27 protein-coding genes and 1 other RNA gene are annotated in these 26,032 nt (G+C 51.2%); 16 read left to right on the top strand and 12 right to left on the bottom strand.

Annotation, left to right across the window (positions count from 1 at the left end; translation table 11 throughout):
• Window positions 1-80 precede the first annotated feature (80 nt).
• Window positions 81-2,225, top strand: coding sequence for a multicopper oxidase domain-containing protein (locus AADEFJLK_RS20570; protein WP_103975585.1), 2,145 nt, complete (start codon window positions 81-83; stop codon window positions 2,223-2,225).
• A gap of 53 nt (window positions 2,226-2,278) precedes the next feature.
• Here the strand turns inward: AADEFJLK_RS20570 and ubiH are convergent, their stop codons facing one another.
• From ubiH to AADEFJLK_RS20585, 3 genes are read right to left on the bottom strand one after another with little or no spacing between them, the layout of a single operon-like run.
• Window positions 2,279-3,466: a 2-octaprenyl-6-methoxyphenyl hydroxylase gene (gene ubiH, locus AADEFJLK_RS20575; protein WP_103975586.1), complete on the bottom strand. Its 1,188-nt coding sequence runs from the start codon at window positions 3,464-3,466 to the stop codon at window positions 2,279-2,281.
• A complete protein-coding gene (pepP, locus tag AADEFJLK_RS20580; RefSeq protein ID WP_103975587.1) occupies window positions 3,466-4,776 on the bottom strand; it encodes a Xaa-Pro aminopeptidase in 1,311 nt (436 codons plus the stop codon). The genes ubiH and pepP overlap by 1 nt, the downstream gene beginning before the upstream one ends.
• A gap of 9 nt (window positions 4,777-4,785) precedes the next feature.
• Window positions 4,786-5,304 (bottom strand): UPF0149 family protein, encoded by a 519-nt coding sequence (locus AADEFJLK_RS20585; RefSeq protein ID WP_103975588.1) that lies wholly within the window; start codon window positions 5,302-5,304, stop codon window positions 4,786-4,788.
• 117 nt (window positions 5,305-5,421) lie between these two features.
• On the opposite strand from AADEFJLK_RS20585, the gene AADEFJLK_RS20590 reads away from it, so the two are divergent.
• The 5 genes from AADEFJLK_RS20590 to AADEFJLK_RS20610 all read left to right on the top strand — a co-directional run bounded on the left by AADEFJLK_RS20590 (window position 5,422) and on the right by AADEFJLK_RS20610 (window position 8,197).
• On the top strand, window positions 5,422-5,652 hold the full coding sequence (locus tag AADEFJLK_RS20590) for a TIGR02449 family protein (RefSeq protein ID WP_088618304.1): 231 nt from the start codon (window positions 5,422-5,424) through the stop codon (window positions 5,650-5,652).
• Window positions 5,645-5,944, top strand: a complete 300-nt coding sequence (locus tag AADEFJLK_RS20595; RefSeq protein ID WP_088618305.1) for a cell division protein ZapA — start codon at window positions 5,645-5,647, stop codon at window positions 5,942-5,944. Before AADEFJLK_RS20590 ends, AADEFJLK_RS20595 begins: the two co-directional genes overlap by 8 nt.
• A 21-nt stretch (window positions 5,945-5,965) precedes the next feature.
• Window positions 5,966-6,148, top strand: a non-coding RNA gene (gene ssrS / locus AADEFJLK_RS20600) — 6S RNA.
• Window positions 6,149-6,316: 168 nt separating this feature from the next.
• Window positions 6,317-7,264, top strand: a complete 948-nt coding sequence (locus tag AADEFJLK_RS20605) for an Rpn family recombination-promoting nuclease/putative transposase (RefSeq protein ID WP_103975589.1) — start codon at window positions 6,317-6,319, stop codon at window positions 7,262-7,264.
• A complete protein-coding gene (locus AADEFJLK_RS20610) occupies window positions 7,265-8,197 on the top strand; it encodes a hypothetical protein (protein WP_088618307.1) in 933 nt (310 codons plus the stop codon).
• Between the two features lie 82 nt (window positions 8,198-8,279).
• Here AADEFJLK_RS20610 and AADEFJLK_RS20615 read toward each other — a convergent pair whose 3' ends face one another.
• The 3 genes from AADEFJLK_RS20615 to AADEFJLK_RS20625 all read right to left on the bottom strand — a co-directional run bounded on the left by AADEFJLK_RS20615 (window position 8,280) and on the right by AADEFJLK_RS20625 (window position 10,622).
• Window positions 8,280-8,477, bottom strand: coding sequence for a hypothetical protein (locus AADEFJLK_RS20615; RefSeq protein ID WP_088618308.1), 198 nt, complete (start codon window positions 8,475-8,477; stop codon window positions 8,280-8,282).
• A 272-nt stretch (window positions 8,478-8,749) separates the two neighbouring features.
• Window positions 8,750-9,283 (bottom strand): YcxB family protein, encoded by a 534-nt coding sequence (locus AADEFJLK_RS20620; protein ID WP_088618309.1) that lies wholly within the window; start codon window positions 9,281-9,283, stop codon window positions 8,750-8,752.
• Window positions 9,284-9,314: 31 nt separating this feature from the next.
• Window positions 9,315-10,622 carry an NAD(P)/FAD-dependent oxidoreductase gene (locus AADEFJLK_RS20625; RefSeq protein WP_088618310.1) on the bottom strand — a complete coding sequence of 436 codons (1,308 nt, stop codon included), beginning with the start codon at window positions 10,620-10,622 and terminating at the stop codon, window positions 9,315-9,317.
• A 298-nt stretch (window positions 10,623-10,920) separates the two neighbouring features.
• Here AADEFJLK_RS20625 and AADEFJLK_RS20630 point away from each other — a divergent pair, with 298 nt between their 5' ends.
• A complete protein-coding gene (locus AADEFJLK_RS20630; protein WP_146054686.1) occupies window positions 10,921-12,786 on the top strand; it encodes a M48 family metallopeptidase in 1,866 nt (621 codons plus the stop codon).
• Between the two features lie 18 nt (window positions 12,787-12,804).
• Here the strand turns inward: AADEFJLK_RS20630 and AADEFJLK_RS20635 are convergent, their stop codons facing one another.
• The 6 genes from AADEFJLK_RS20635 to pgi form a co-directional block, all read right to left on the bottom strand.
• Complete coding sequence (locus tag AADEFJLK_RS20635) at window positions 12,805-13,410, bottom strand: DUF3782 domain-containing protein (RefSeq protein ID WP_103975591.1); 606 nt, start codon at window positions 13,408-13,410, stop codon at window positions 12,805-12,807.
• A 173-nt stretch (window positions 13,411-13,583) separates the two neighbouring features.
• On the bottom strand, window positions 13,584-13,760 hold the full coding sequence (locus AADEFJLK_RS24755; RefSeq protein WP_170065197.1) for a hypothetical protein: 177 nt from the start codon (window positions 13,758-13,760) through the stop codon (window positions 13,584-13,586).
• Window positions 13,761-13,764: 4 nt separating this feature from the next.
• A complete protein-coding gene (gene rfaD, locus AADEFJLK_RS20645) occupies window positions 13,765-14,721 on the bottom strand; it encodes an ADP-glyceromanno-heptose 6-epimerase (protein WP_103975593.1) in 957 nt (318 codons plus the stop codon).
• Window positions 14,718-16,145, bottom strand: a complete 1,428-nt coding sequence (gene hldE / locus AADEFJLK_RS20650) for a bifunctional D-glycero-beta-D-manno-heptose-7-phosphate kinase/D-glycero-beta-D-manno-heptose 1-phosphate adenylyltransferase HldE (RefSeq protein WP_103975615.1) — start codon at window positions 16,143-16,145, stop codon at window positions 14,718-14,720. Before hldE ends, rfaD begins: the two co-directional genes overlap by 4 nt.
• 338 nt (window positions 16,146-16,483) lie before the next feature.
• Window positions 16,484-17,050 carry a D-sedoheptulose-7-phosphate isomerase gene (locus AADEFJLK_RS20655; protein ID WP_249028102.1) on the bottom strand — a complete coding sequence of 189 codons (567 nt, stop codon included), beginning with the start codon at window positions 17,048-17,050 and terminating at the stop codon, window positions 16,484-16,486.
• A 70-nt stretch (window positions 17,051-17,120) separates the two neighbouring features.
• Window positions 17,121-18,755, bottom strand: a complete 1,635-nt coding sequence (pgi, locus tag AADEFJLK_RS20660; protein ID WP_088618315.1) for a glucose-6-phosphate isomerase — start codon at window positions 18,753-18,755, stop codon at window positions 17,121-17,123.
• Window positions 18,756-19,029: 274 nt separating this feature from the next.
• On the opposite strand from pgi, the gene AADEFJLK_RS20665 reads away from it, so the two are divergent.
• The 9 genes from AADEFJLK_RS20665 to AADEFJLK_RS24760 form a co-directional block, all read left to right on the top strand.
• The gene (locus tag AADEFJLK_RS20665; protein ID WP_088618316.1) at window positions 19,030-19,623 is read left to right on the top strand and encodes a hypothetical protein; all 594 of its coding nucleotides are present in this window, start codon (window positions 19,030-19,032) and stop codon (window positions 19,621-19,623) included.
• A gap of 96 nt (window positions 19,624-19,719) precedes the next feature.
• The gene (locus tag AADEFJLK_RS20670) at window positions 19,720-20,637 is read left to right on the top strand and encodes a cupredoxin domain-containing protein (RefSeq protein ID WP_103975595.1); all 918 of its coding nucleotides are present in this window, start codon (window positions 19,720-19,722) and stop codon (window positions 20,635-20,637) included.
• A 223-nt stretch (window positions 20,638-20,860) separates the two neighbouring features.
• Window positions 20,861-21,283 carry a YqaA family protein gene (locus AADEFJLK_RS20675; protein WP_103975596.1) on the top strand — a complete coding sequence of 141 codons (423 nt, stop codon included), beginning with the start codon at window positions 20,861-20,863 and terminating at the stop codon, window positions 21,281-21,283.
• Between the two features lie 72 nt (window positions 21,284-21,355).
• Window positions 21,356-22,141, top strand: a complete 786-nt coding sequence (locus AADEFJLK_RS20680; RefSeq protein ID WP_088618319.1) for a hypothetical protein — start codon at window positions 21,356-21,358, stop codon at window positions 22,139-22,141.
• Between the two features lie 40 nt (window positions 22,142-22,181).
• Window positions 22,182-22,613: a desulfoferrodoxin family protein gene (locus AADEFJLK_RS20685; RefSeq protein WP_103975597.1), complete on the top strand. Its 432-nt coding sequence runs from the start codon at window positions 22,182-22,184 to the stop codon at window positions 22,611-22,613.
• 337 nt (window positions 22,614-22,950) lie between these two features.
• On the top strand, window positions 22,951-23,703 hold the full coding sequence (locus tag AADEFJLK_RS20690; protein WP_103975598.1) for a tetratricopeptide repeat protein: 753 nt from the start codon (window positions 22,951-22,953) through the stop codon (window positions 23,701-23,703).
• 240 nt (window positions 23,704-23,943) lie between these two features.
• Entirely contained in the window at window positions 23,944-24,180 is a 237-nt protein-coding gene (locus AADEFJLK_RS20695; protein WP_103975599.1) for a FitA-like ribbon-helix-helix domain-containing protein, read from the top strand.
• Complete coding sequence (locus AADEFJLK_RS20700; protein WP_103975600.1) at window positions 24,167-24,592, top strand: type II toxin-antitoxin system VapC family toxin; 426 nt, start codon at window positions 24,167-24,169, stop codon at window positions 24,590-24,592. Before AADEFJLK_RS20695 ends, AADEFJLK_RS20700 begins: the two co-directional genes overlap by 14 nt.
• Window positions 24,593-24,668: 76 nt before the next feature.
• The coding region (locus tag AADEFJLK_RS24760; protein WP_211299293.1) for a sacsin N-terminal ATP-binding-like domain-containing protein at window positions 24,669-26,032 on the top strand (1,364 nt) is incomplete at its 3' end.

A 26,032-nucleotide genomic window follows, 5' to 3' on the forward strand; every position in this document is an offset into this window, starting at 1 on the left:
TATTGTTGCCAAACCTATCTGCCTTTATAGTGAAATCCCGTAAAAATTTTGTTGGGTTTTCAATAAACGAGGATAAAATAATGCGAAAAATTAACGCAATAACAGGCGGTTACCCGCGACTCTGCCGCGCCTTTACCGTGGCTTGCCTGTCGGTTTGGGCAGTCGGCAATATCCAGGCGAGCAGTCTTGTCCCCCAGACCCATTTGGACGGTAGTTGCATACCGAAATTTTCAGTTTCACTGCCTGTATTCGGGCCGGCGGATTCTATTCCGCGTGTCGATGCCTACACGCACCGCAAGCTGACGGTCACGATGAAGGAAATTGACCAGACGGTTTTGCCTAAGGGGCTTACCGACACTTGCGGCAAAGGGGTGACGTTTGGCAAAACCCGCGTCTGGGCTTACGAGACTGCCGACTCTGCCACCAACCAAGTCTTAGGCCCTGCCAATTGGCCTGCGGTGACGCTTGAAACCCGGAGCAAAGTGGCCACACAAATGACGTTTGTCAATCAGTTGCCGAGCTTCAATGCCGCCAGCCCTTACGGGCCGGGGTTGGTGCAGGGGCTGATAGCGGTGGATCAAACCCTGCATTGGGCCGATCCGCTACAGAAAATGTGCGGCATGACCACCAGGGATTGCTCATTGTCGGAAAATACCAGCAACGCTTGTTGCCTGCCTTATACGGGGCCCGTCCCCACCACGGTGCATTTGCACGGGGCAGTCATCCCGGCGCGGTTTGATGGCGGGCCGGATTCTTGGTTCACACCTGACGGCAAAATCGGCTCAAGCTATAATTCGCTGGGTAAACCCGGCACTGGCGAAGCCATTTACCAATATGTTAACGACCAGGAAGCGGGAACCCTTTGGTTCCATGACCATGCCTTGGGCGTGACCCGCACTAACGTACTCGCCGGGTTGGCGGGCTTCTATTTCATCAGGAACCCGGCCCTGGAGCCGAAAAAACTCCCCAATGGTGCCTATGAGTTGGAGATGGCTATCCAAGACCGCCAGTTTGACACCAACAGTCAGTTGTACTTTCCGACCGAAACCACGGTTAAGACCCATCCGTACTGGTCGGTGATGTTTGAAGGCGATGTGGCGATGGTCAACGGGGCGCCTTGGCCTTATTTGAATGTGGAGCCGCGCCGTTACCGCTTGCGTATCCTGAACGGCTCAAACCACAGGAGCTATGACCTGACCTTTGGCCGCGCCGCCGCTTACCAAATCGGCGCGGATGAGGGCTATCTCGGCAAACCCGTAAAAATCAGCAACGTGCATTTAAGCCCTGGCGAACGTGCCGATCTGATTGTGGATTTTAGTAAATTGGCAGGCCAGACCGTCACCTTGGCAAACGATGAACCGGGCGAGATGTACCAACTGCCCGACATTATGCAATTTCGTGTCAATACCGCGCTAAAGTCTGGCGACACCAGTTGCAACCCTGCCAAACTCCCTGGGACACCCGGATACTGCACATGGCCAGTGCCAGCGGCACGGCTGACCGATGGCCAAGGGCATGTGTTGCCTAGCGTTAAAATTGACAAAGTCCGGCAATTCGTGATCAACGAAAATTTTGATTATCCGAACAATATTGAAGAATTTGTCAACAACACCAAATGGGATGGGCTACTCTCGCCCAGCATCGCCGCCGAATTCCCTCAAGACGGTGTTAGCGAGACCCCGCGCGTCGGCGCGGTCGAGTTGTGGGAAATCATTAATATCTACTCGCCCGGCGTGGCCGCCCAAACCCATCCGATACACACGCATCTGGCGCAATTCCAAGTCCTTAACCGCCAAGCCATCAACTTGAAAGGGTATCTTGCCGCTTGGAACCGTGCATTTGGCACTGGGCCGGCACCGCTGCCAAGCTCATGTGCCCTCGGCAAATACTGCCCAGGTTACGGGCCGCCGTTGGCTTACAACACCCCTAATGCCGATGGGGCGGTCGGCGGCAATCCTGCGCTGGGGCCTTTCCTTTTGGGTAGCCCAATCCCGCCTGATGTGGGCGAAACCGGGTGGAAGGACACGGCGACCGCCCACGCCAAACAAGTGCTCAGAGTTTTGGTGCGCTGGACTCCAACCGACACCCCGGTAGTGCAAGGCAAATCCTATATCGGCAGCAACCTGTTCCCATTTGATCCGACCTTAGGCGATTATGTCTGGCATTGCCACATCATCGATCACGAAGACAATGAGATGATGCGGCCCTATAGGGTGTCAAATTGATGCGGGTTGGCGATCAGGGTGAACAGTACCCGCCAGACACGACAACAAAAAACTTATCCTTCCGCCAAACCCATTGCTTGTTTCGCCAGCACCGCTTTGGCGGCGGGGATATGGTCCAGCAAGGTGAGGCCGACATTTCGCGCGGCGGCTAGAGCCAACCAGTCATTAGAGAAGATTTTCACCAAGCTGTCGGTAAAACCGATGACGCGGGCGTGATCTTTGCGGCGGGCTTGGCTGTAGCGGGACAAGACCTCACGGCTACCGAGGTCTTGCTGGCTGTGGGCGGCGGCACTTAAGGCCTCGGCGAGTTGCATGACATCGCGCAGACCCAGATTAAAGCCTTGTCCGGCGACAGGGTGCAGTTGGTGGACGGCGTTGCCGATAATTACGGCGCGGTCGGCCTGCATGGTGTCGGCGCGGATCAGTGACAAAGGAAAGGCGCGGCGGGGGGCGGTTAAGGTTAAGCCGCCTAAGCGATAACCGAAGCAGTCCTGCAACTCACTGAGAAAATCGGCTTCACTGCCCAGCATCAGCGCTTCAGCTTCATCGGTGGTGCGTGTCCAGACCACCGAGCAATGGTATTTGCCTAGCGGTAATAAGGCTAGGGGCCCCGACGCGGTGAAGCGTTCGTAAGCGGTATTGCGGTGGGGCAGGGTGGTTTTGACGGTGGTGACCAAGGCGGTTTGCCGATAATCGGTGCTGTGTTGGGGGATGTCCAACAAGGTGCGCACCGAGGAAAGGCCACCGTCAGCCCCGACCACTAATTTTGCGCTGACATTCAGGGAATCGCCGTCTTGTTTCAGGCTGACATTCATGGCTTCGCTGCCGGACATTAAGCCCACCACCCGCGCCGGGGTGATCCGGGTGATGGGGCTTTGTGCGACCAAATCGCCGACATGGCCTTCCAGATCACGAGCGGTGATGACATAGCCTAGGGCAGGAACCTGGGCTTTGGCGGCGGACAAACGGGTCTTGCCAAAATGCCCACGGTCAGAAATGTGGATATGGCCGATGGCGGTAGCTTTCGCGCCGATGTCTTGCCAAATCCCCAAGGCTTCTAAGGCGTTGACCGTACCTGCGGCTAAGGCTAGGGCGCGGTCGCCCGCTGCCGAAGCCTGTAATTGGGCGCGGCTATTGGCTTCGGCAATAGCGATGCGCAAGCCACAGCCTTGCAATGCCAAAGCCAGACAATTACCCGCCAAGCCGCCGCCGACAATCAGCAAATCGTAATCGTGTGCCATTAGACCCCCTGCATGATAGCTTCAATTTCGGCAATGGTTTTCGGGGCGCTGTGCGTTAACACCTCGTGGCCGTCTTCGGTGACCAACACATCATCTTCGATACGGATGCCGATACCGCGCCATTGCGGGTCGACTTTTTTATAGTCGGCAGGGATATACAAACCCGGTTCGACCGTCAGCACCATGCCCGGCTCTAAGGTACGCCAAGTGTCATCGATTTTATAATCGCCGACATCATGGACATCCATACCCAGCCAGTGGCCGGTGCGGTGCATATAAAAAGCCTTGTACTTTTCGTCTTTAACCAACTTTTTCACACTGCCTTTTAACAAACCGAGTTTGACCAAGCCACGGGTCAGGACTTCGACCGCCGCTTCATGCGGCTGTATCCAGGTCGCCCCCGGTTTCACTTCGGCAATGGCGGCATATTGGGCATCCAGCACTAATTGGTAAAGCTGACGCTGCGCGTCGCTAAACCGCCCCGACACCGGAAAGGTGCGGGTAATGTCGGCGGCATAATGGTCGCATTCCGCTCCTGCGTCTATCAGCAATAAATCGCCGTCTTGCAGTTCGCAATCATTGGTCGTGTAATGCAGGGTACAGGCGTTTTTGCCGCCCGCGACGATCGACGGATAGGCCACGGCGCGTAAGCCAGCCTGCATAAAATGGTAGACCAGTTCCGCCTCCACCTGATACTCATAACGCCCGGCCTTGCAGGTCTGCATGGCCTTAATGTGGCCTTGTGCCGACACTTCGGCGGCATGGCGCATCAGTTTCAGTTCGGCAGCACTTTTAAACAAGCGCATTTCGTGCAGGATCTGCTCCAGCGCACTCAGTTCATGCGGGGCGGACACGCCGGAACGGGCTTTTTGGCGCAGTTCTTTAAGCCATTCCAAAACACTGGCATCTAAATCGGCATCATGGCCCAGCGGATAAAAGACTTTACGCTTACCCGCCAACAGTTCAGGCAGGCGTTCCGGCACGTCTTCGATAGGAAAGGCCTGATCGGCGGCATAATGCTTGGTCGCGCCCTCCAGGCCGGCATGGGCACCTTCCCAAAGGGCTTTGGTCGGGTCAAATTCGCGGCAAAACAGGATGTATTCGCCTTCTTCGCGGCCAGGTACAAACACCGCTAAGGCATCAGCTTCATTAAAGCCTGTCAGGTAGAAAAAGTCGCTGTCTTGGCGGAACGGGTAATCGACATCGCGGTTACGCGTGCGCGGCATGGCGCTGCCGATCAGGGCGATATTGTCGACCCCGATATCCTGCATTAAGCGTTGGCGGCGTTTGTTAAATTCATTGGCTTGCATATCACACTCCTAGTGAAGGGCCCTGCCGCTGTCATCGCCCAGTTCTTCGCGCAATAACAGGACAGAAGATTTGAGGTATTCGGTGATTTCCACAAACGCAGACTCATCTTCTTCGCCTTCGGCGGCGGTGTCCAGTTTGGTAAACTCGGCAACGTCCCTTAGGATGCTTTGGGTATCGTGGCTTAAGGCGGTGTTAGGCTGACCGCAGCCTGTGCCGAACAAAAAGCCGTGGCACCAGTCTTTTAAAGCCAAGAGCCGCTCCGGCAAGGGCTGCTCGTCGTCGGGCAGCAACAACGCAAATTCAAAGCTGTCGCTGGCGAGCAGGCGGCGCGTTTCTTCAAAGAGCCGGACCAGCAAGGGCTCGGCATCGGACGGCGACGCGGTCGGCTCCAACAGCGCGTCCAGCCAATAGGCCGGGGTGGTCTGGCGGTTGACGCACAACATGCCGGTGGCAATACCGTGCGCCTCGGCGGCGCTTAGGTCGGGGTGGGTTTGCTTTAATAAGCTATTGACGGTTGTGTAAGGCATAATTTCCGCATAATAAATTGCACTATCGCTAAAATAAAAATACTGCTTATGCTACCATTGATTGTTAACTTGGATAATAGTTTGTTCATCCCAAACCGCAACGCTTGAGCCGCCATCATGACCGCATCACATACTGACCAACCTTTAGCATTACAAGAACTTGAAGAAAAACTCGACCGCCTTATCGAACAATACCAGGCCGTTAAGAACGATAATCGCCTGTTACGGTTGCGCGAGCAGGAATTATTGGAAGAAAAGACCCAGCTTTTGGAAAAATCCGCCTTGGCAAGAAGCCGTGTGGAGGCTATGATTACGCGTCTTAAAGCTTTGGAGCAAGCCCATGACTAACCGACCCCATGCCGTTGCCTTAATGATTATGGGCAAAGAATACCGGATTGCCTGCGATCCTGAAGAACAGGACGATTTGCTCCAATCCGCGCAGCAGCTCGATATGCAAATGCGCAAAATGCGCGACTCCGGCAAAGTTAACGGTGCTGACCGCATCGCCGTGATCGCCGCGCTGAATTTGGCGCATGAACTACAAATCGCTAAAAATCAAAACCTAATGCTCAAGCAGCAGCTCAGCGACAGCTTGGCCAATATCGGCAATAAAATAGAAAACGTTTTGGAAAACTCTTAAACGCGTTAAACTATTGGCCTGTATCTCCTGCGGTGTTCGACAGTGTGCTGGGTGTTTCCTGAACCTGTATTAACCCCGGGGGCTTGTTGCTTAGCTCATGGTGTGCATGCTTGTTTTAGACAAGAAGCCTGAATGGCTAGCCGTGTCCCCACTTGAACTGTCGGTTCAAGGACGAAAGTGCGTATCGGCACAGGCGGGAGATACATACCCTCAAAGACCTTTCCGGCCTGATTGCCTAGGCTGGCGGGTTAGGCTTTTTCGTCGCCCAAAAATCCCCGTGCCGCAGGATTTGCCTGTCTTATACCCACCTGACAGCCGCCCTGTGCCTGTGCTACACTCTGCCCAACTCTCCCCACTCGCCGCACCGCTGCCATGCAAGACGTTTTTGTTAACCCGTTCACCGATTTCGGCTTTAAAAAACTGTTTGGCGAAGAGCCGAATAAAGATTTGTTGATCAGTTTTTTAAATACGCTGTTGCCGGACAAGCACCAGATTGCCAGCTTGCAGTACAGCAAAAACGAACACCAAGGCGCAACAGCCCTAGACCGGAAGGCTATCTTCGACCTGAGCTGCAAAAGTGCCACAGGCGAACGTTTTATCGTCGAACTGCAAAAAGCCAAACAGAATTTCTTTAAAGACCGTAGCGTTTACTACGCCACGTTTCCTATCCAAGAACAAGCGCAGCGGGGCGAGTGGGATTTCCAACTGGCAGCCGTCTATACTATCGGCATCTTAGATTTTGTCTTCGACGAAGATGCCAAAACAGGCGATCAGGAGGTCATCCACGCTATCCAACTGAAAAACCAGCACGGGCGGGTGTTTTATGACAAGCTGACCTTCATCTACCTGACCTTGCCGCATTTTCGTAAAACCTTAGCGCAACTGGACAATCTGCAAGACAAATGGCTGTATGTGTTTAGGCATCTGCACGAATTCGACGATATTCCGCCGGAGTTGAAAGAAGACGTGTTTGCCAAAGTCTTCGCCGTGGCGAAAATCGCCAAATTCAGCCGCTCGGAGCAAACGGCCTACCGTGACAGCTTGAAATATTATTGGGATTTAAAGAATGTCACCGACACCGCTTGGGAGGAGGGGCATGAGCGGGGGCGTAAGCAAGGACTAGAAGAAGGTCGTGAGCAAGGTATCAAACAAGGATTGGAAACAGGCGTGGAGATCGGGCTTGAAAAAGGCATTGCTAAAACCCGCCTATTGGCGGTGCAAAATGCCCATAACATGGGGCTTTCCGCTGAGACTATCGCGGGAGTTTTACAATTGGAACTTGCCGAAGTGGAACGGCTGTTAGCGCAGGTAAACAATTAAATGAGCAATAAAAATTCGGGCTTTGCCACCATCAACGGCACCGCCGCCGCTTTGCCGCAAAAAACTATCCTGGTGCTGGGTATCGGGCGTGGCGGCACCTCTATGGTGGCCGGGGTCTTATCTAAGCTGGGCATTTATATGGGTGACGGGCTATCGTCGCGTTATCAGGACAGCACCTTGCTGGATTGCCTGAAACGTAACGACAAAAAACAGGCTAAAAAAATCATTAAAGAGCGCGACGCCAGTTATCCGGTCTGGGGCGTGAAAAAACTGCGCTTGTGGCGTTGGGAACGGCTGTTCCGGGAACGGGTCTATGTCGTGGTTGTCCGCGACATTTTCGCTACCGCCAACCGCCGGACAACTATCTACAATATTTCTTTATTGGCGGAAATGTTTAAAGTGTTGGGGCTTAATTTTGCCCTATTGCTGTTTTTATGGACAACCAAACGGCCTATCTTTATCGCTTCTTACGAAAAAGCCTTGCTGTTCCCTGATGATTTTATCGCGGGTCTGGCTGACTTTCTCGGTTTGGCAGACAACCCCGAACAGCGCACGGAAGCTGCGCAATTTATCAACCCGTCACCGCCGACCTATACCAACACCTTGGTCAATTTTAAGGCCATTAACGCGAACAAAGCCTATTTGGGCTATATCGACCTGCTGGAAGCACAAAAGATCACGGGTTGGGCTTTATCCACCCTCCATAACGACCCGCTCATGCTGGAATTGTTTATTAACGGCACTTATCGGCAAAGCGTCAGCACTCAGCTATCGCGGCGGGATGTCATCCGCCAAAACCCGCACTATTACGAACACTGCGGCTTTGTGTTCCACTTGGCTGAAGGTGAGGGCTTAACACCCGGCGACCATGTTGATGTGCGGATTGCCGGCCAAGACCAAGCGTTGAACAACTCGCCGCAAGCGTTTATTTAACCCGCGCCTCCCAATTTGTCAGGCCAGCTTGTCTCTGTGCCGCTTAATGAGCGGCGGCCTTTATAAATAGGGATTAGGATGCTTAACTCAACAGCCAAGACCTGACCTTGGCCGACTCTTTTGCGGTAACGGGGATACAGGCGCACTCGGACGAGGTCATGGACAGGTGCAATACCGCACCCTTTTTAAAATCATTATCCACCGCCGCTAATTTGACGACATAGTCTTTATTGATAAGCAATTTATTGCCTTCTTCCGTTTCGATTTCAAAAAATTGCATAGGGGTTTCCTGATAGTGTTGGTAAGGGAGATTGTTGGCTATCCCCGTATATAACGGCCCGTCTAGCTTAAGCTTTCTGACAAGCTAAGTTTTCTATAATTCACAAACGCTTTCCTTAATCCGACTTTGAATAAGGAATGTGCATAAAATACGGCCTCTTCTTCGGAGCGCGGGCACAAGCCGTACTATAAGCTTTATCGCCACTACAAAAATAGCCATAAAAAACGGGCGGATCGCCGTCAGCCATCCGCCCGCCATTTTAACGCATCAACTTACTCGCCAAACCGCTCAATCATTTTTTCCACTTGCTCGGAAAACTCTTCCAAATTGCCTTTGGTTACGGTTTCGACCGGAATCACCAGCGCGGTGGTCAGGTTGAGGTAAAAATACACATAGCCTTTGCCATATTCCACCCGCAACAACTCATCCCAGCCCATCTTATTTTTGCCGCTGGGCGATTTTTCCAGCAAATATTTCGGGTTGGCGGGGTCTATGGTCAGGCTGTACTTGCCGAACATGTCATTTTTTTCTTTCGGCGTATAGCTTTTCAAAATCTGCCGATGCAAATCCAACATCATGATCTTCGGTGACAGCAACGCCCATAACAACGCGATGACCATCACATAAGCGGTAGTTTGCACGTCGTTATAATAAAAATAATAGAACGCGCCAATTAAAAAAATCACCCCGGGTACCATCAGGCGGTTCTTTTTGATATTGTGCTGGATTTCATCATTTTTAGAGAACTGCAACTCATTAAAATGGATCAGGTCTTGTTCGCGGAACTCATATTCAATTTCAAACATATTGTTATTTTTGTTGTTGTTAAAAAAGGGCTTAGTGCATTTTTATTTTGATATAAACGCTGCGTCTAAAGGCGTTGGAAAGCGTCAGCATGGCGGTGCGGAAATAGCCGTGGATAGCAATTTGGTGCATTTTATACAGCGACAAATACACAATTTTGGCGATAAACCCACCGATACTGACCGTACCCATCAAATTGCCCATCAGGTTGCCGACCGTGGTGTACTTGCCTAACGACACCAAAGAGCCGTAATCATAATAAACAAACTCGACCGGACTGCCGCCTTTTAGGCGGTTGATGATGGACTTGCCCACCGCCGTGGCTTGTTGGTGTGCGGCTTGGGCGCGGGGCGGCACATTGCCGGTACGGCCTGTCCATGCACACGCCGCACAATCGCCCATTGCAAAAATATTGTCGTCACTGGTTTTTAAGGTGCGGTCGACCACCAATTGGTTAACATGGTTAGTTTCCAGGCCATCCAGGTTTTTCATCCAATCCGGTGCCTTAATGCCCGCCGCCCAGACTTTAATATTAGCCTCGATAAATTCATCATCATGGGTGGTGATGCCTGCGGAAGTGACTTCAATCACCCGCCGCCCCAGCTTTAAGTCCACGCCCAGTTTTACCAATTGCTGTTGGGTCGCCAACGCCAGCTTATCCGGCAGGGCAGGCAATAAGCGCGTGGCCGCTTCGATAATGGTCAGTTTAACATTGCTGGTCTCGTTCAGGCCGTAAATCGCCAGTACGTCGGTCACTTCATGCAGTTGCGCGGCCAGTTCCACCCCGGTCGCCCCCGCCCCGACAATAGCAATGGATAAGGGCTTAACTGTCGCGCTATCTTTGCCGATATAATTTTTAATATACGACTCAAACAATTGCTTTTGGAACTTAAACGCTTGCGAGGTGGTGTCCAAAAACAGGCAATGCTCGGCAACCCCCTTAATGTTAAAGGTATTGCTGACACTGCCGACTGACATGACCAAGGTATCATAAGCAAAGGTGCGGCGCGGGATCAGCTCTTCGCCCGCCTCGTTAAAAGTCGGGCTGACATAAATTTCCTTAGCGGTACGGTTCAGGCCTTCCATCTTGCCTAGGCGGAAGCGGAAATGGCTGCGGTGCGCCTGTGCCATATATTCCACTTGTTCCGATTCGTCCAACGTCCCCGCCGCCACTTCATGCAGCAACGGCTTCCAGATATGCGTGGTGGTGGCATCAATCAGCGTAATTTCCGCCAACTTTTTCTTGCCCAGCTTATACCCTAAAGTCGTCGCCAGCTCAAGACCCGCCGCACCGCCGCCAACGATGACTATTTTATGTATCGCATTGCTTTCATCTGCCATAGTGTTTGCACCCTTGTCTGTGATTATCGATGGTGACATTATAACGAATCCGTGACCCGCTGACTGGTTTTGCGCAGAGATTATTTGCTTTAGGGAACGGTAAGGGTTTGGCAGGGTGTTTTTGTAACCGCAGGCTGGGCAGGCTCCGCAAATAAAATGCCTTGCCGCTCTGGCTGTACGCGAAAAAACTGCTATCATGCCTCGTTTTTTAGTAATATAAAAACAACTCTAGCGCGTGTCCCATACCCGCCGGGCCAGCTTGACCCGGCGGCCCGGTAACTCTTGGCAGGATCTACCCATGCAATCGACCACCCAACGCAGAGAGCGGTTTGAGCAGTTAATCGCCGCCGCCGAACGCGATATTCAGCACAATCCCCGACGTTACACGATTAAGGTCGCTTTGTTGGCATTGCTAGGCTATGCCGTCATTTTTGGCATGTTACTGGTGTTAATCGGCTTGGTCGGCGGCCTCGGCTGGGCGGCTTTAGCCAGTACCGCTTTCATCCTGTTTTTGTTCAAGACTAAGCTGATTTTTGCCTTGCTCATCATGATTTATGTTTTGTTGCGGGCGTTATGGGTACGTTTTCAGGCTCCGGTCGGCTATCGCGTAAAAGCCAAACAGTATCCGGCAATTTTTACTGAACTGAAAAGCCTTAGCCGCAAGCTCAAAGCCCCGAAAGTCCATCAGGTTATCCTTACCCCCGAATATAACGCCGCCATTGTCCAAACCCCGCGTTTGGGTGTGTTCGGCTGGTATAAAAACACCCTGATTTTAGGTGTGGAATTGTTGCTCAGCCAATCGCCTGCACAAGTGCGCTCGGTCATCGCCCATGAATTAGGCCATTTATCCGGCAAGCACAGCCGTTTTTCCGGCTGGATTTACCGCGTCCGGCTGAGTTGGGACAGGATTGTCAACGGCTTAAGCCAGCAGAATAATTTTGGCACTAACCTGCTGCGCCGCTTCTTCAACTGGTACGCCCCCACCTTTGCCGCCTATTCTTTCGCCTTAGCCCGCGCCAATGAATATAACGCCGATGCGGTCGCCGCCCAACTGACTTCACCCGAAGACATTGCCCATGCCTTAATCAACACCCATGTCGTGCAGGGTTGGGTCAACGAACACTACTGGCAACCGTTTATCCGCCAAGCAGACAGTATTCCGCAGCCACCGGGTTCACCGTATAGCCAGCTTTTGGATTTTTTACAAGCGGCAACCTTTGACAGCCATGCCTTGCAAAGCAAAATCGATAAGGCAATGGCGGTCAAAACCGGCTATTACGATACCCATCCCGCCTTAAAAGACCGCTTGGCAGCCTTAAAATGCCCTGCCAGCCCGCCAGAGCGGGTCAGTTATTCCGCCGCCCAGGCTTGGTTTGTCGGGCAGTTACCCGATATTATGGCGCATTTTGACCAACAATGGCGGCAACAAAATGAAAGCCGTTGGGAAGAACGCTACCATTATATGCAGGAAGGCCGCGCCAAGCTGGCAGCTTTACAGGCCACGCCATTGGCCGGGATGGCCTCGGAACAACTGTGGCAGTTGGCGGTGCTGACGGAAGAATTCGCCCCCGACCAAGATTGCCTGGCTTTGTTTGAGCGGTACAAAACCCAAGAGCCGGAGCAGGCCAAAGCTGATTTTGCCATCGGCAGGCTATTGCTGGCGAAACAAGATGCCGCCGGGTTGGATTTTATAAAACAGGCAATGGACAAGCAGGAGGATTTGCGCCTAAACGGCTGTGATTGGCTGATTTATTATTATCGGGAGCTAAATGACACGGCGGCGGTCGCGTACTGGCAAGAACAGGCCGAGCGGCAATATGACATCAACCAAGCTGCACAACAAGAACGGGCTTTTGTCGCCAATACCGACCTTCTGGTCAGTCCCGGCAACCACGCGGAGATATGCCAACAAATCCGCGAGCAAATCCATACCCTGCCCGGTGTAAAACACGCTTGGTTGGCGGAAAAACCTATGCGGCATTACCCAGAAGCCAAAACCTATGTCTTGGCCTTTGAAAAGACCCTCTATAGCAGTGAAGATGCGTTAGTCAAAAGACTGGTCGCCGAATTGGAGATAGAAGGCCTGTGTTTTGTGGTAATGAAAGGCGGCAAGAGTAAGGTGGTCGCCAAGCAGGCCATCAAAGAGGGAGTGCAGCTATTTTAAGGGCCGCTTTTGCGGGGCTTAGTGCGCAGTAAAACAAAACGGCTTAAAATCTTTGGGCACACATAAAGAAAACTGCTCGTCATGGATTTTGGCGAAGTATAAACCTTGCGCCAAGACTTTTTGCTGTAATTGTTGGCTGGCATCTACCGCCGCAAGAATGCCATAGAGCTTTTTATCGGCTAATTCGGGAAACAACACACGAAAATTACGGCATTGTTTCAATAACTGCTCAATGCCTTCTTCGCGCAGATGGCTTTTTACCTCGACGATAATCGCCGTGTTGATGTCGCCGTTTGTGTAAGCCAACACATCAATTTCCTGCTCGTTACCGCTTTTATCCCTCACCCGTACGCTGGGGTTAATAGTAGTCATACCAAATTGTTCGGAGAGGATTTTGGTCATGGAGGGCAAGGCCAAACCTTCGGTAAAGCTGCCGAATTTATTGGCAATACCGCCGATTTGCTTGCTCAGCTCTTTAATGGCTTTATCGGTTTCTTTTAATGCCCGGTCTACTTCTTGTCGGGAAATGGCCGCTTCTTGTCGGGAAAGAGCCGCTTCTTCAGACATTTTTTGCTGGTTGATGGCTAGGCTGGCAACAAGGTCTTTTAATTCTTGGTCGGTCATGGTTGTGGTAGGGTTAAAAATATGCCAAGGTCAGACATCATTATACGCCAAACTTTGTGACAAGTATTTTTACCATTGTGTTATGGATTCAACGCAAAAGTACCAGCGAAATGGGCCGAATGGGCAAATCACAGTAAAAACCCTCGGAAACTTTCAAACGGCCTTGTGGGTAGTTAGGCGGCTTTCGGTGCCAATAAGGGTTTTCGTGGCGGCAAAGGCATCACTTTCTTCCCTGCCTGAGCCTGACGTTTGAGAATATCCTCAAAGAGGGCATTAGGATCATGATTAAACTTAGCGGCGTATTCTTCACGGAGCGCACGGGTTTCATTCACTATCGGGTCTTGCCACATGGTTTTAGCTTTCCCCTCCCCCATTCAACCAAGCCAAATACCGCCCAACCCCTTCCTTAACGCTCAAAAACGCCTTGTCATACCCCGCCGCGCGTAGCCCGCTAATATCCGCCTGGGTATAGCTTTGGTAAGCGCCTTTTAAATGCTCAGGGAAGGGGATGTATTCAATCCGCCCCTGCCCATGCCACGCGATGACGGCTTCGGCGACGGCTTTGAAAGGTTCGGCTTGGCCGGTACCGACGTTGAAGATGCCGGATTGGTCGGGGTGGTCTAAAAACCACAGGTTAACGTCGACGACATCGCCGACATAGACAAAGTCGCGTTGCTGTTCGCCGTCGGCGTAGCCGTCGCAGCCCGCGAACAGGCGGGCGGTTTGGCTGGCGATGATTTGCTGGTTGAAGTGGAAGGCGGTGCTGCTCATCGCGCCTTTGTGCTGCTCGCGCGGGCCGTAGACGTTAAAATACCTGAACCCGGCAATTTGGCAGGTGGCGGTGGGCAGGATGCGCCGGACGTATTGGTCAAATTGGAATTTTGAGTAAGCGTACATATTGATCGGCTGCTCGCAGGCGCGGTCGACGCTAAAACCTTTCGCGCCGTTGCCGTACACCGAGGCCGAGGAGGCGTAGATAAACGGGATGCCTTGCGCCAGACAAATATGTAGGAGTTGCTTGGAATACTCGTAATTGTTCTGCATGACATACTGGCCGTCCCATTCGGTGGTGGCTGAGCAAGCGCCTTGATGGAAAATGGCGCGGACGCGTTGCAAAAAATGGCGGTCGGCAAGTTTGGCCTGCAAATCGTGCTTGTCGCAATAGTCGGCAATGTCCAGATCGGCGATGTTGAGCATTTTGCGCCCGTTCGCCAAATTATCGACCAGTAAAATATCGCGCTCGCCGCGGTCATTTAAGGCGCGGATGAGGTTGCTGCCGATAAAACCCGCCCCGCCTGTCACTATAATCATTCGCTACCCCGTGCTTTGTTAATCATTGATGTGGTGGAATGCCCCTCCACAAAGTGTAAGATTTTTACTGCCCCGCCCGCTTTAATCACGCAGTCGCCGCCCGCCACTTGATCGGGGCTGTAATCGCCGCCTTTGACGATGACATCGGGCAATAGGCGGCAATACAGGCGTTCGGGGGTGTCTTCCTCAAACGCCACCACCCAATCGACACAGGCCAAGGCCGCTAAGACGGTCATGCGTTGTTGCAGGCCGTTAATCGGGCGGGTTTCGCCTTTGAGCCGCTGCACCGACGCGTCGGCATTGACGGCGACAATCAGGCGTTCGCCTAAGGCTTTGGCTTGTTGCAGGTAGCTGACGTGGCCGGCATGTAAGAGGTCAAAACAGCCGTTGGTCATGATGACCCGTTCGCCGCCCGCTTTGGCATGTTCGATCAGGCAGGCCAGCTCGTCTTCGGAGACGATGCCATATTGCGCGTCGTTAGGGTCGCCGTGCAGGGCGCGGGTCAGCTCTTCTTTAGACACAGTGGAAGTGCCGAGCTTGCCGACGACAATGCCGCCCGCCAAGTTTGCCAAGTACATGGATTCGGGTAGGGGCAAATTCAGTGCCATGCCTAAGGACATGACGGCGATGACGGTATCGCCCGCCCCGGTCACGTCAAACACGTCTTTGGCTTGGGCGGGCAGGGATTCGTGGCGGTCAGGTTGGATTAAGGTCATACCCGCTTCGCCACGCGTCAGCAATAAGGTGGCGATTTGCTGGTCGGCAAGGAGTTTGCGGCCTCTTGCCAAAAGCGCCGATTCGTCGGCGCAACTGCCGACCACGGCCAGTAATTCTCCTAGATTAGGGGTAATGACATCGGCATGGGCATAGCGTTGGAAATCGGTGCCTTTAGGGTCGACCAGCACTTGCAACCCGGCTTGTTTGGCTAATGGGATCAGGCTGGCGACATCGGTTAGGGTGCCTTTGCCGTAGTCGGAAAACACCAGCACATCGTGTTCGGGCAAGAGCTGCTGTAAGTGCGCTTGCAGCAGGCTACGGTCAAACTGTAGCGGCAGGTCTTCAAAATCGACGCGGATCAGTTGTTGGTGCTGGGCCATAATGCGCAGTTTGCAAATGGTGCGCAGACCGGGCTGGACAACAAACAGGCATTCCACGCCTTGCGCTTGGAGCAGGCGTTTTAATTCTTCACCTTCGGCATCATCACCGACCACGCCCAGTAAGGTCACTTGCCCACCCAGATGGGCGATGTTCAGGGCGACGTTGGCCGCGCCGCCGACCCGATCTTCGCTGTTATGGACCCGCACTACCGGCACGGGGGCTTCGGGGGAAATCCGCGCCGCTTGCCCAGACCAATAACGGTCGAGCATGACATCGCCGATAACAATAATTTTCGCCTGACTGAACTCAGGTAAAGTGGCTAGCATGAAACGTTCCTTTAATTTTAAAAAATCGGCGCGGCTGAGCGGTAAGTTGGCGTGCATCTATTTCTGACCCTTGTAAATATTTAGGGTTATACACGGCCCATTGTTAACAAAACATAACAATAAGCAAAACCTTTTCTGGCAATCCTGATGGCGGATTAGCGCGATGTTTGCTTAACTGGCTGGTTGAAATATAGGACGCTAGTCCTGCAAAAAGTCCAGGTTAAAAAGCGTTGGTACATCGGCATAAGCATCTTTGGAAGGCGGGGAAGATGCCCACGCTCCAAGTTCCGTACCTTTTAACGTTTGCCTAAATATTTCCTACCCATGCCTTAGCATGGCTATGCGCCCGCAAAATGGCTTTCAATGGCTCCGCACCACCAATGCCCAATTAAGATATGCGCCTCTTGGATACGCGCGGTCACATCAGATGGCACCACCACGGCAGCACTGGCTAAAGCGAGCAGTTGCCCGCCGTTGCCGCCCGTCAGGGCAATCACCGCCATGCCTTTACGTTGCGCCACTTCGGCGGCTTTAAGGATGTTCGGGCTTTTGCCGGAGGTGGAAATGGCGATAAGACAGTCTTGCGGGTTTGCCAAGGCCTCGACTTGACGGGAAAACACACTCTCAAAGCCGACATCGTTACTGTGGGCGGTAAGGATAGACGAATCGGTAGTCAAGGCCAAGGCGGCTAGGGCGGAGCGGTCTTTTTCATAGCGCACCACCAGTTCAGCGGCGATATGCTGGCAGTCGGCAGCGCTGCCGCCGTTGCCGCACAGCAGGATTTTACCGCCGTGTTGCAAGGTCTTGATTAAGACATCACCCGCCGCCGTAATGTCTTCATGACAAGCGGCCAATCGGGTCATCATGGCTTGATGTTGCTCAAGCTCAGCTATAAAAGTGCGCAAAAAAACTCCTAAGATAAACAGTGGGGTTTCGGTAGGGGGCAAGCCCCCCGCCTGGCTTTGTTATGGCCTATCAGTCTTTCAAACGTTTGTAAGCGTTGATCAAACCATTGGTGGAGCTGTCGTGGCTGGTGATGACCGCGTCGTTTTGCAATTCCGGCAAAATGGCTTTAGCCAAGATTTTGCCCAATTCGACCCCCATTTGGTCAAAGGAGTTGATGTTCCAGATTACGCCTTGGACAAAAATTTTGTGTTCGTACAGCGCCAAGAAGGAGCCTAAGGTTTTGGGGGTCATTTTTTTGCATAAAAACGAGTTGGACGGCTTGTTGCCCTCAAACACTTTCGAGGCGACCAAAACGTGGTCTTCGCCTTCGGCGGGGGTCAATTCCCGTTTCACTTCGTCTAGGGTTTTGCCGCGCATCAAGGCTTCCGGTTGCGCCAAAAAGTTAGACACTAAAATGTCATGGTGGCCGGGCAACTTATAATGGCTGTTGGCGGCGACCAGAAAATCGCAAGGTATCAGTTTGGTACCTTGGTGGATAAGCTGGAAAAACGCATGTTGGCCGTTGGTGCCCGGTTGTCCCCAAATAATCGGCCCGGTGCTGTAGTCGACTTTGTCGCCGTCCATGGTGATGCTTTTGCCGTTGCTTTCCATATCGCCTTGTTGGAAATAATCGGCGAAGTAGCGCATGGATTGGTCATAAGGCAGTAAGGCGTGGGAATCGGCATCAAAGAAATTATTATACCAAATCCCCAATAAGGCCATGATGACCGGGATATTTTGCGCAAATGGAGCGGTGCGGAAATGCTCGTCCACTTCGTACGCCCCTTCCAGCAAGGCCTCAAAATTATCCATGCCGATGTACAAGGCAATCGACAGGCCAACAGCTGACCATAGCGAAAAACGCCCGCCGACCCAATCCCAAAATTCAAACATGTTTTCGGTGTCGATGCCAAACGCGGCGACATTTTCGGCGTGGGTGGAAATGGCGACGAAATGCTTAGCAACGGCGGCAGGGTCTTGGGCGGTGGCCAAAAACCAATTTTTCGCCGACGTGGCGTTCATCATCGTTTCTTGGGTGGAAAATATTTTTGACGCGACAATAAACAGCGTGGTTTCGGGGTTAAGCGGCTTAAGCTTTTCAACAATATCCGTCTGGTCGATATTAGACACATAATGGACTTTTAAGGCGCTGGTGCTGTACGGGGTCAGTGTCATTGAGACCATTTTCGGGCCTAGGCCGGAGCCGCCTATGCCGATATTCACCACATCAGTGATGGTCTTGCCGGTATAGCCTTTCCACGCGCCGGAGCGCACCGCTTCGCAAAAACCGCGCATTTTTGCCAAGACGCGGTTGACATCGGGCATCACGTCTTTGCCGTCGACATAGATGGGCCGGTTGCTGCGGTTGCGCAAAGCGGTATGCAGAACGGCGCGGTGTTCGGTGGTGTTGATGGCCGCGCCGGAAAACATCGCGGCGATCTTTTCTGCCAACCCTTGCTGCTCCGCCAAAGCAATCAGCAGAGGCAGGGTTTCGTCGTTAATGCGGTTTTTTGAATAGTCAAAAAGAATGTCATTGAACGTCAAGGAAAATTTGGCATGGCGCTGGGGGTCTTGGGCAAAAGCCTCGCGTAAGACAAAATTTTGGATGTGATGGTAATGGTCTTGTAAGGCAGACCAAGCTTTTGATGTAGTCAATGATGACATGTGCTGGGGGCTCCGGTTAAATGATGATGGCTTAAGTCTACGAAAAGGCGGAAAGTATAGCAATACCAGCGCAATAGCACGACGATTTGCTTCTGCTATTATTAATGGTAAGCTTGCTGTTATCGAAGCCTTTATTTGCTGGGCTTGATATGCTAGAGTTGATAGTTGCTATCCGATAATAATACAGCAAATAAGGTTATTTACGGTTAGCTCTACGTTAAAGGGCACAGAATATTTATATAATAATTACTATTTATCGAGACGGGAAAGTATTATGAAAACCGCACACATTGTAAAAAAAGGTTGTTTGGCACTATTAGGCTTGGTTTTTTCCGCTTCAGTATGGGCGCACGGTGGTGCGGCAGGTACGGATACCGACCAATGTAAATTTGAATTGGAACCGACCCATTGGATACATTATACGGCTTATCAGCCAGTTGCCTATTCTGCTGAAGAGTTTTGCGGTAAATTGCCGGGCATTGACACTAAAACCCAATTGGTGTTCGACTATCAAGACATGCGTTACAGAAACATGACGGTTGAGTTTGAAGTGACCAAAGAACCTGAAGGTACCCGTGTGTTCTTCCTGCCTGCGGCAAAGCATAAAGCCGGTACGGTCAACTTGGAACTGCCTAACGGCGTACCCGAAGCGGGCCAGTATTTGATTCATATCACCTTAATCCCTGACCAAGGCGAGCGTTTGGATGCGCACATGAGCTTTAAGGCCGGCAGCGGCGGGGCGGTAGGTAAAGGCAGTCTGTTATTATACGCCTTCTTTGCCTTCGCTGGCTTGTATGTGTTGTATCTGTCCCATGCCGGATTTAAAGGCGCTATTGACGGTCTGTTAGGTAAAGCGAAAAAATTCTAAGGCTTATAATACGGCGGGTTTGGGGGTGCCAGATGTTGGGCAATACGCTATAATACCCTGCATCTGGCTGATTTCTAATCAAAAAGGAGACAAATAATGGTGAAGTTTTTAGCGGTTGGTGGCCTTGCTATCCTGTTTTCCGCTTCGGTTGCGGCAGTAGATTACCAAGAGCATGACGGTATGCTCATGAACCATGGTGACGGCCATCTGATGGACATGGCGGGTGGCATGGTCATGGGGCAAAACGCCGACACTTTGCCCGGCGGTTGCGACAGTATCTCCGAAACTAAAGAGATTACCGTCCATGCCGGCCATAAATACGCCGAAAAATTCCCTGGCCGGATGTTTGCTTTTGATACCCAAGAATACCAATTCAAACCCTGTACTAAGCTGACGGTGCATTTTGTTAATGAGGACAAAATCCGCCACCAATGGATGATGCACGGCTTGCCGAAGTATTTGTACCCTAAAGGCATGTTCCATTTGGAAGTGTCAGGACCTGCGAAAATTTCCGGCACCTTGATTTTGCCGCCCGGCGACAAAACCTATCTGGTGCACTGTGATATTGCCCAGCACATGGAAAAGGGCATGAAAGCCCAGCTTAAGGTCGGTAAAGGCGACGGCGATTTGCCGAGTATTCCCGGCGTGACGGCTAATGTTATCGCCGATGATTATAAAGTTGGTCTGCCCGAACTGATTGCCACAGCCGCCGAAGCCGATAAACAGGCCGCCGCCGCGCCGCCTGCGCCTGATGTCATCAGCCCTGCTGCGGCCAGCACAGCGGTGCCTGCGCAACCGGAAGGCTTTTTTTCTGGCGTAATGGTCATCGGATTGGCCGCCGGCTTGTTGTTAGGGCCGTATTTGGCGCGTAAATTCCACGGCATGAGCGCGTCGGAAATTATCGCCACGATTTTTGAAGGCGTTGCCCTGCTGGTTGAGCGCGGCGTTAAGCTGTTATCGGCTTTGTTAAAATTAGTCTCAGGTAACAAAAGCAACGTGTTGCCTAAAGTTTAAGGCTGAGCATCAGAAAAACCCCTGTGCCTCTAACCGCACAGGGGTTTTTTTTGGCGGTGGCTTTTTTGCCAAATTTGGCTAAGCGTTTAATCGTTATTGTTTTGTGGGCAGATTTATTAGCCTTATTGTTCTTAGTCTGACGCTTAAAACGGGCAAGTTTTCGCGCTCTTCTGAGGCAGTAAAAATTGAACCAACCGTTTAGAATATAAAAGGAAAACCCATCATGGACAGTTTAAGCGGTTTGACAGGACTGTTTGCCAGTGCCTTTATTTCCGCGACAATCGCCCCCGGCGGCTCGGAAGTGGTGCTGGCTTATCTGGTTAGCCAAGGCCAGCATCCGCTCGGACAGTTGCTGCTGGTGGCGACCTTAGGCAACACCTTGGGGGCGATGACCACTTGGGGCTTGGGGGTGTTGGCGGCGAAAAAATTTCCGGTCGCCGACTTGCTGCCGAAAAACCGCCAAAAAGCCTTAAACCTGGTCAGGCAATACGGTTTGTGGACACTGCTGTTTTCTTGGTTGCCCGTGCTGGGTGATGCCTTGTGCTTTGCTGGCGGCTGGTTAAGGCTTGCGTTTTGGCCCGCGTGTCTGCTGATTATGCTGGGCAAATTGGCCCGCTATGCGGCAGTGGCTTGGTTTTTCACTTAGCCAGCTCTATTCTTAAACAACAGCCGCTTACACTTTTGGCAAGCGGCGCTACACTATCAGACAGAGGTACTTGTGCTGCGGCATTTTCCCCAACCCCATTTGCTCTACCCCCATAAAAAAAGAGATTATTTCATCGCCGCCTTCACCTTTTTTTGCGTGGCGGTGTGCCTTATCAGCGATGCCAACGCCGATATGGCGAAGCAAAATGCCTTAGGCGTGTGCGGCTGGGTATTTCTGACCGGACTATTGCTGGGTGAAGCCAAAGATGTCCGGGTGCAAGTCTTAATTGCCGTGCTGTTCGCCACTATCGGCGAACATTTTGCCTCCCCTTACATGGGCGGGTACACTTACCGTTTCAGCAACGTCCCTGCTTATGTGCCGCCGGGGCATGGCATGGTTTATCTGACCGCCGTGGCACTGGCGCGGTCAGGCTTCTTTCTGACCCATGCCAGACAAATCGCCGCCTTTGTGGTAGCCGTCTGCGGTTTGTGGTCATTATGGGGCATCAGCGGCATTCCCGACCAAGGCGACTATGTCGGGGCGTTGCTGTTTGTGGTATTTTTAGCCTACCTGTTTAAAGGCCGTTCGCCGATGGTCTATTTGGCGGCGTTTTTCATCACCACTTGGCTGGAGCTGATCGGCACCGCCGTCGGCACTTGGAAATGGGCGGCCATCGACCCCGTCCTGCACTTGCCGCAAGGCAACCCGCCCAGCGGTGTTGCCGCGTGGTACTGTTTAGTGGATGCGGTGGCTATCGGTGGCGCACCGTTAGTCATGGCTTGGGCAGGCCGAGCGCGTGACTATTGCAAATTACAAAAAGCTCGAAAAAATGCTTATCAGGGTGCGGGTAACGAATAGCCCGGCACTGTCTTTCCCCCATCAATAGCGAGAAAATGATATGAAACGTCGTGATTTTATACACTTAAGCGCCGCCGGACTGGCAACAGGCCTACTGGTTCCCGCCCTTAGCCAAGCCGAAACGGCACCCGCCGTAGCCGCCGAAACGGCTGATTTATACTATACCAAAGACTCCGCCGGACGCTGGAGCGGCAAAGTCGCCACGCATTTGCCGACTATTGAGATCAGTAAAGCCGACGGCAAAGTCACGGTAAAAGTCGTCACCGCCCACGAAATGAAAGGCTACGAACACTACATCGTCAAGCATGTCTTGTTAGACAAAAACCATAAATTCTTGGCCGAAAAGCTGTTCAACCCGATGGAAGACAAAGCCCCCATCTCGACGTTTACCTTAGACGGTTACAGCGGCACCTTATACGCGCTCAGCCTGTGCAACAAGCATGATTTATGGGTCAATTCCACCGAAGTGTAAGCCTATCGGGCAGGCCGGGCAAGCAGTCTTGCGCGGCCTGCGCCACTAGCGCCAATTGCCAAACCGCCGCTTTAAGGCATACTGCTTAAGTAGGTGCGCATATACCTTTTAACATTCGTGAATTAAACCCCACCCCAGCCCTCCCCTTCGCAGGGGAGGGAGCATCTTCCCCGTCGAACAGGCGAAAATCAGGGGGAACAAGCCCCTCCCCCTGGCAAGGGGGAGGCTGGGAGGGGGTTACAGAGATGCCAATGTCAAGCGTTAAAAGATATATGCATATCCGCTTAATAGGCGGCGCAACGTTGGCCACTCAAGCATTCTATATTCTGGAGAAGTTATGTCGATTTTAGGGATTGGTATTCATGTCATCATCGCGATATTTTTTGCCATCCACGCCCTGCGTAGCGGCCAGCAACTGTTTTGGCTGTTTATCTTATTTTCATTCCCGTTGTTGGGCAGCCTCGTCTACTTTATCGTCATTTACCTGCCTGACTCGCGCATAGAAAGCGGGGCGAAAAAAGCCGTCGCCGTCGCCGCGAAAGTCCTAGACCCCACCCGCGAATTGCGCGAAGCCCGCGCCGAATTTGAATACTCCGGCACGGTCAAAAACCGGACACGCTTTGCCGCCGCCCTATTAGAAGCAGGCCGCGCCGAAGAAGCCGCCGAACATTACGAAGCCTGTCTAAAAGGCCCGTTCGCTACCGATCCGGTCATCCGTTTTGGCGCGGCGCGGTGTTTTGTCGAATGCGGGCAATACGCTCCAGCCATAGCGCACCTGACCGCCATCCGTGCCGACGACCCCGCTTTCCGCGCCGAACAGCTCGCCATTTTACTGGGCCGCGCCTACGCCGGACTCGATGACAACACAGCCGCGCAAATCGAATTCGCCCTAGCCGCCGAACAGTTCGGCAGCTTTGAGTCGCTGGTGCAATACGCTATCTGGGCGTTACGCAGCGGCGATTTGGACACCGCCACCCGCCTGAAAGTCGCTATCGACGAGTCAATGGTGCGCTGGAACCGCCATACCCGCGAATTGAACAAACCGTTGTTGAAACAGCTTTATGATGCTTATGCGGCGGCGAAAAAGTAACGTTGCCGTAAGTCTTAATAGTGGTAACAGCAAAATAGGATATAAATCCTCCCTCTTCGGGTAAGTCAACCAAATGACGTTCGCAGGTAATCCGCCTTAGCCAATAGATGCTAAGGCCGCCCCTTGGTTCCGGCTTACCCATCCGACAAGCACACGCCAATCCAATCATTAATTTCGTATTATTGCAATTACCTTGAGATATGCTAGCATTGACAGTAAATTAACCTACTGGAAAGTCCAATGCCAAGTTTAGTTGTCAGAAATATTGACGAAGCCATTATAAATGCGCTTAAGCAACGGGCAATGGAACATCATCGCTCGGCAGAAGCAGAACATCGCGCCATTTTGGCAGAGGCTTTACTGAAACCGCCCCGTAAATCCTTCGCCGAAGCTATAGCAACTATTCCCAATGTGGGTATTGATGCTGACTTCCAGAGGGTTAACGGCGAGATCCACGCTGCCGATGTATTTAATTGATACCAATGTTATCAGTGAAATCAGAAAGGGCAACAATGCTAATCTAGGTGTTCGCCAATTTTTCGAGGTCGCCATTGCCCAAAATACACAGCTCTATCTTTCAGCCATCACCATTGGCGAATTACGTCGGGGCGTTGATTTAATTCTACATCGTGGCGATAGCATCCAAGGCCAACTCTTGGAAAATTGGTTAATTGCCATACTCCAAGACTATCAAAACCATATTCTTGGTATTGACAGTGACACTGCCCTGCTGTGGGGAAAACTACGCGTTCCAGATGCCCAGCACCCACTCGATAAACTCATTGCCGCCACCGCGCTCACTTATGATCTGACCGTAGTAACAAGGAATGTTAAAGACTTTGAGCATACGGGAGTACGCCTACTGAACCCTTTTACAGATACAAATTAGCAACACAAATAAAAATTCAAGCCTTATGCTTTAGCATATAGGCGCTGTCTTTATCCAGATGCCCAATAAAAACATTATGATTGAATCAATCGAAGCAGGAAGAAAAGAGGATGGAAATCGCTCAATCGCCGAAAAAATAATAAAACGGCTAGGTGAGCTTAATAAAACAGTGGAAAACAATCAAGGCCGTTGGGCTTGGGAACTCTTGCAAAATGCCAAAGATAGTATTGCTGAAGAAGATAGAACAGTATCAGTTCAGATTATACTTGACGAAAAAAGCGTTGAATTTAGACATAATGGAACTCACTTTACGGAACGGGACATTAGAGGGCTAATAAACCAAATTTCGTCTAAAGAAGTCGAGGAAGGAGAGCATACAAAAAGGACAGGTCGGTTTGGAACAGGATTTTTAACGACGCACTTACTATCGAAAGTAGTTCAAATAAAAGGCATTGTAAAAACAGAGAGTAACGATTTTTATACATTTCAATTCCCGTTGGATAGATTAGGCGCAACTACAAGCCAACTTATCCCAAAAATTGAAAATGCATGGACAGAATTTCACCGTTCTGCCAAAAAGTTAGAAATTGAGTACGATCATAATCAATTTAACACATCTTTTTGCTATTTGTTAGATACAGCAGAACAAAAAGAAATAGCAAGAATCGGCTTGAATGAGTTTTCGAAACTTATACCTTTTGTATTATCTTTTATCCCAAAGATAAGTTGTGTGGACATCATGGACAACACCATGAAATTAACCACTACTTTTATAAGCACTAACTCATTAAACAATAATTTAATAACCGCTATTGAGAAAAATGAAAATGGAGAAACATCGGAAATATTAATATTACAGGCTACGGACGATAGAGTTACTGTTGCAACTGAGGTTGAAAAGACTAAAGAAGGTTTTTCAGTCAAATGCATCAAGAATCTTCCAAAATTATTCTGTGATTTCCCACTTATTGGGACTGAAAACTTTCATTTTCCTGTCATTGTAAATAGCTTCTTTTTTCACCCTCAAACAGAAAGAGATGGGGTATGGCTAAAAAGCCATAACGATGATACCGAGGTAAGAGAAAATCAGGAGCTTTTAAAGTGCGCTGTTGAATTGTATAAAAATCTAATTTCGGAGATTTCAAAGGGTGATTTTTTTGATTTATACAATCTCGCGGAAACTAAAATGCCTGCTACAAATGACAAGTATTTTGACGAAGCCTGGTATAAAGACGCTATTCAAAAACCAATTAGAGAGTTTGTTTTTAATGCAAAAATTGTTGAACCAGAAAATGCGGGTGATGATAGAAAATCGATAAAAGAGCTTAGGTTTCCATTAAAATCTTATACTGAAACGATACAGAATAACATTTGGCAATTTACGTTTGATTTATTTCCGAGTTTTGTATGTAAAAAAGAGCATGTGCATAATTGGTGTAA

Source organism: Methylovulum psychrotolerans, from assembly GCF_002923755.1.
GTDB lineage: Bacteria > Pseudomonadota > Gammaproteobacteria > Methylococcales > Methylomonadaceae > Methylovulum > Methylovulum psychrotolerans.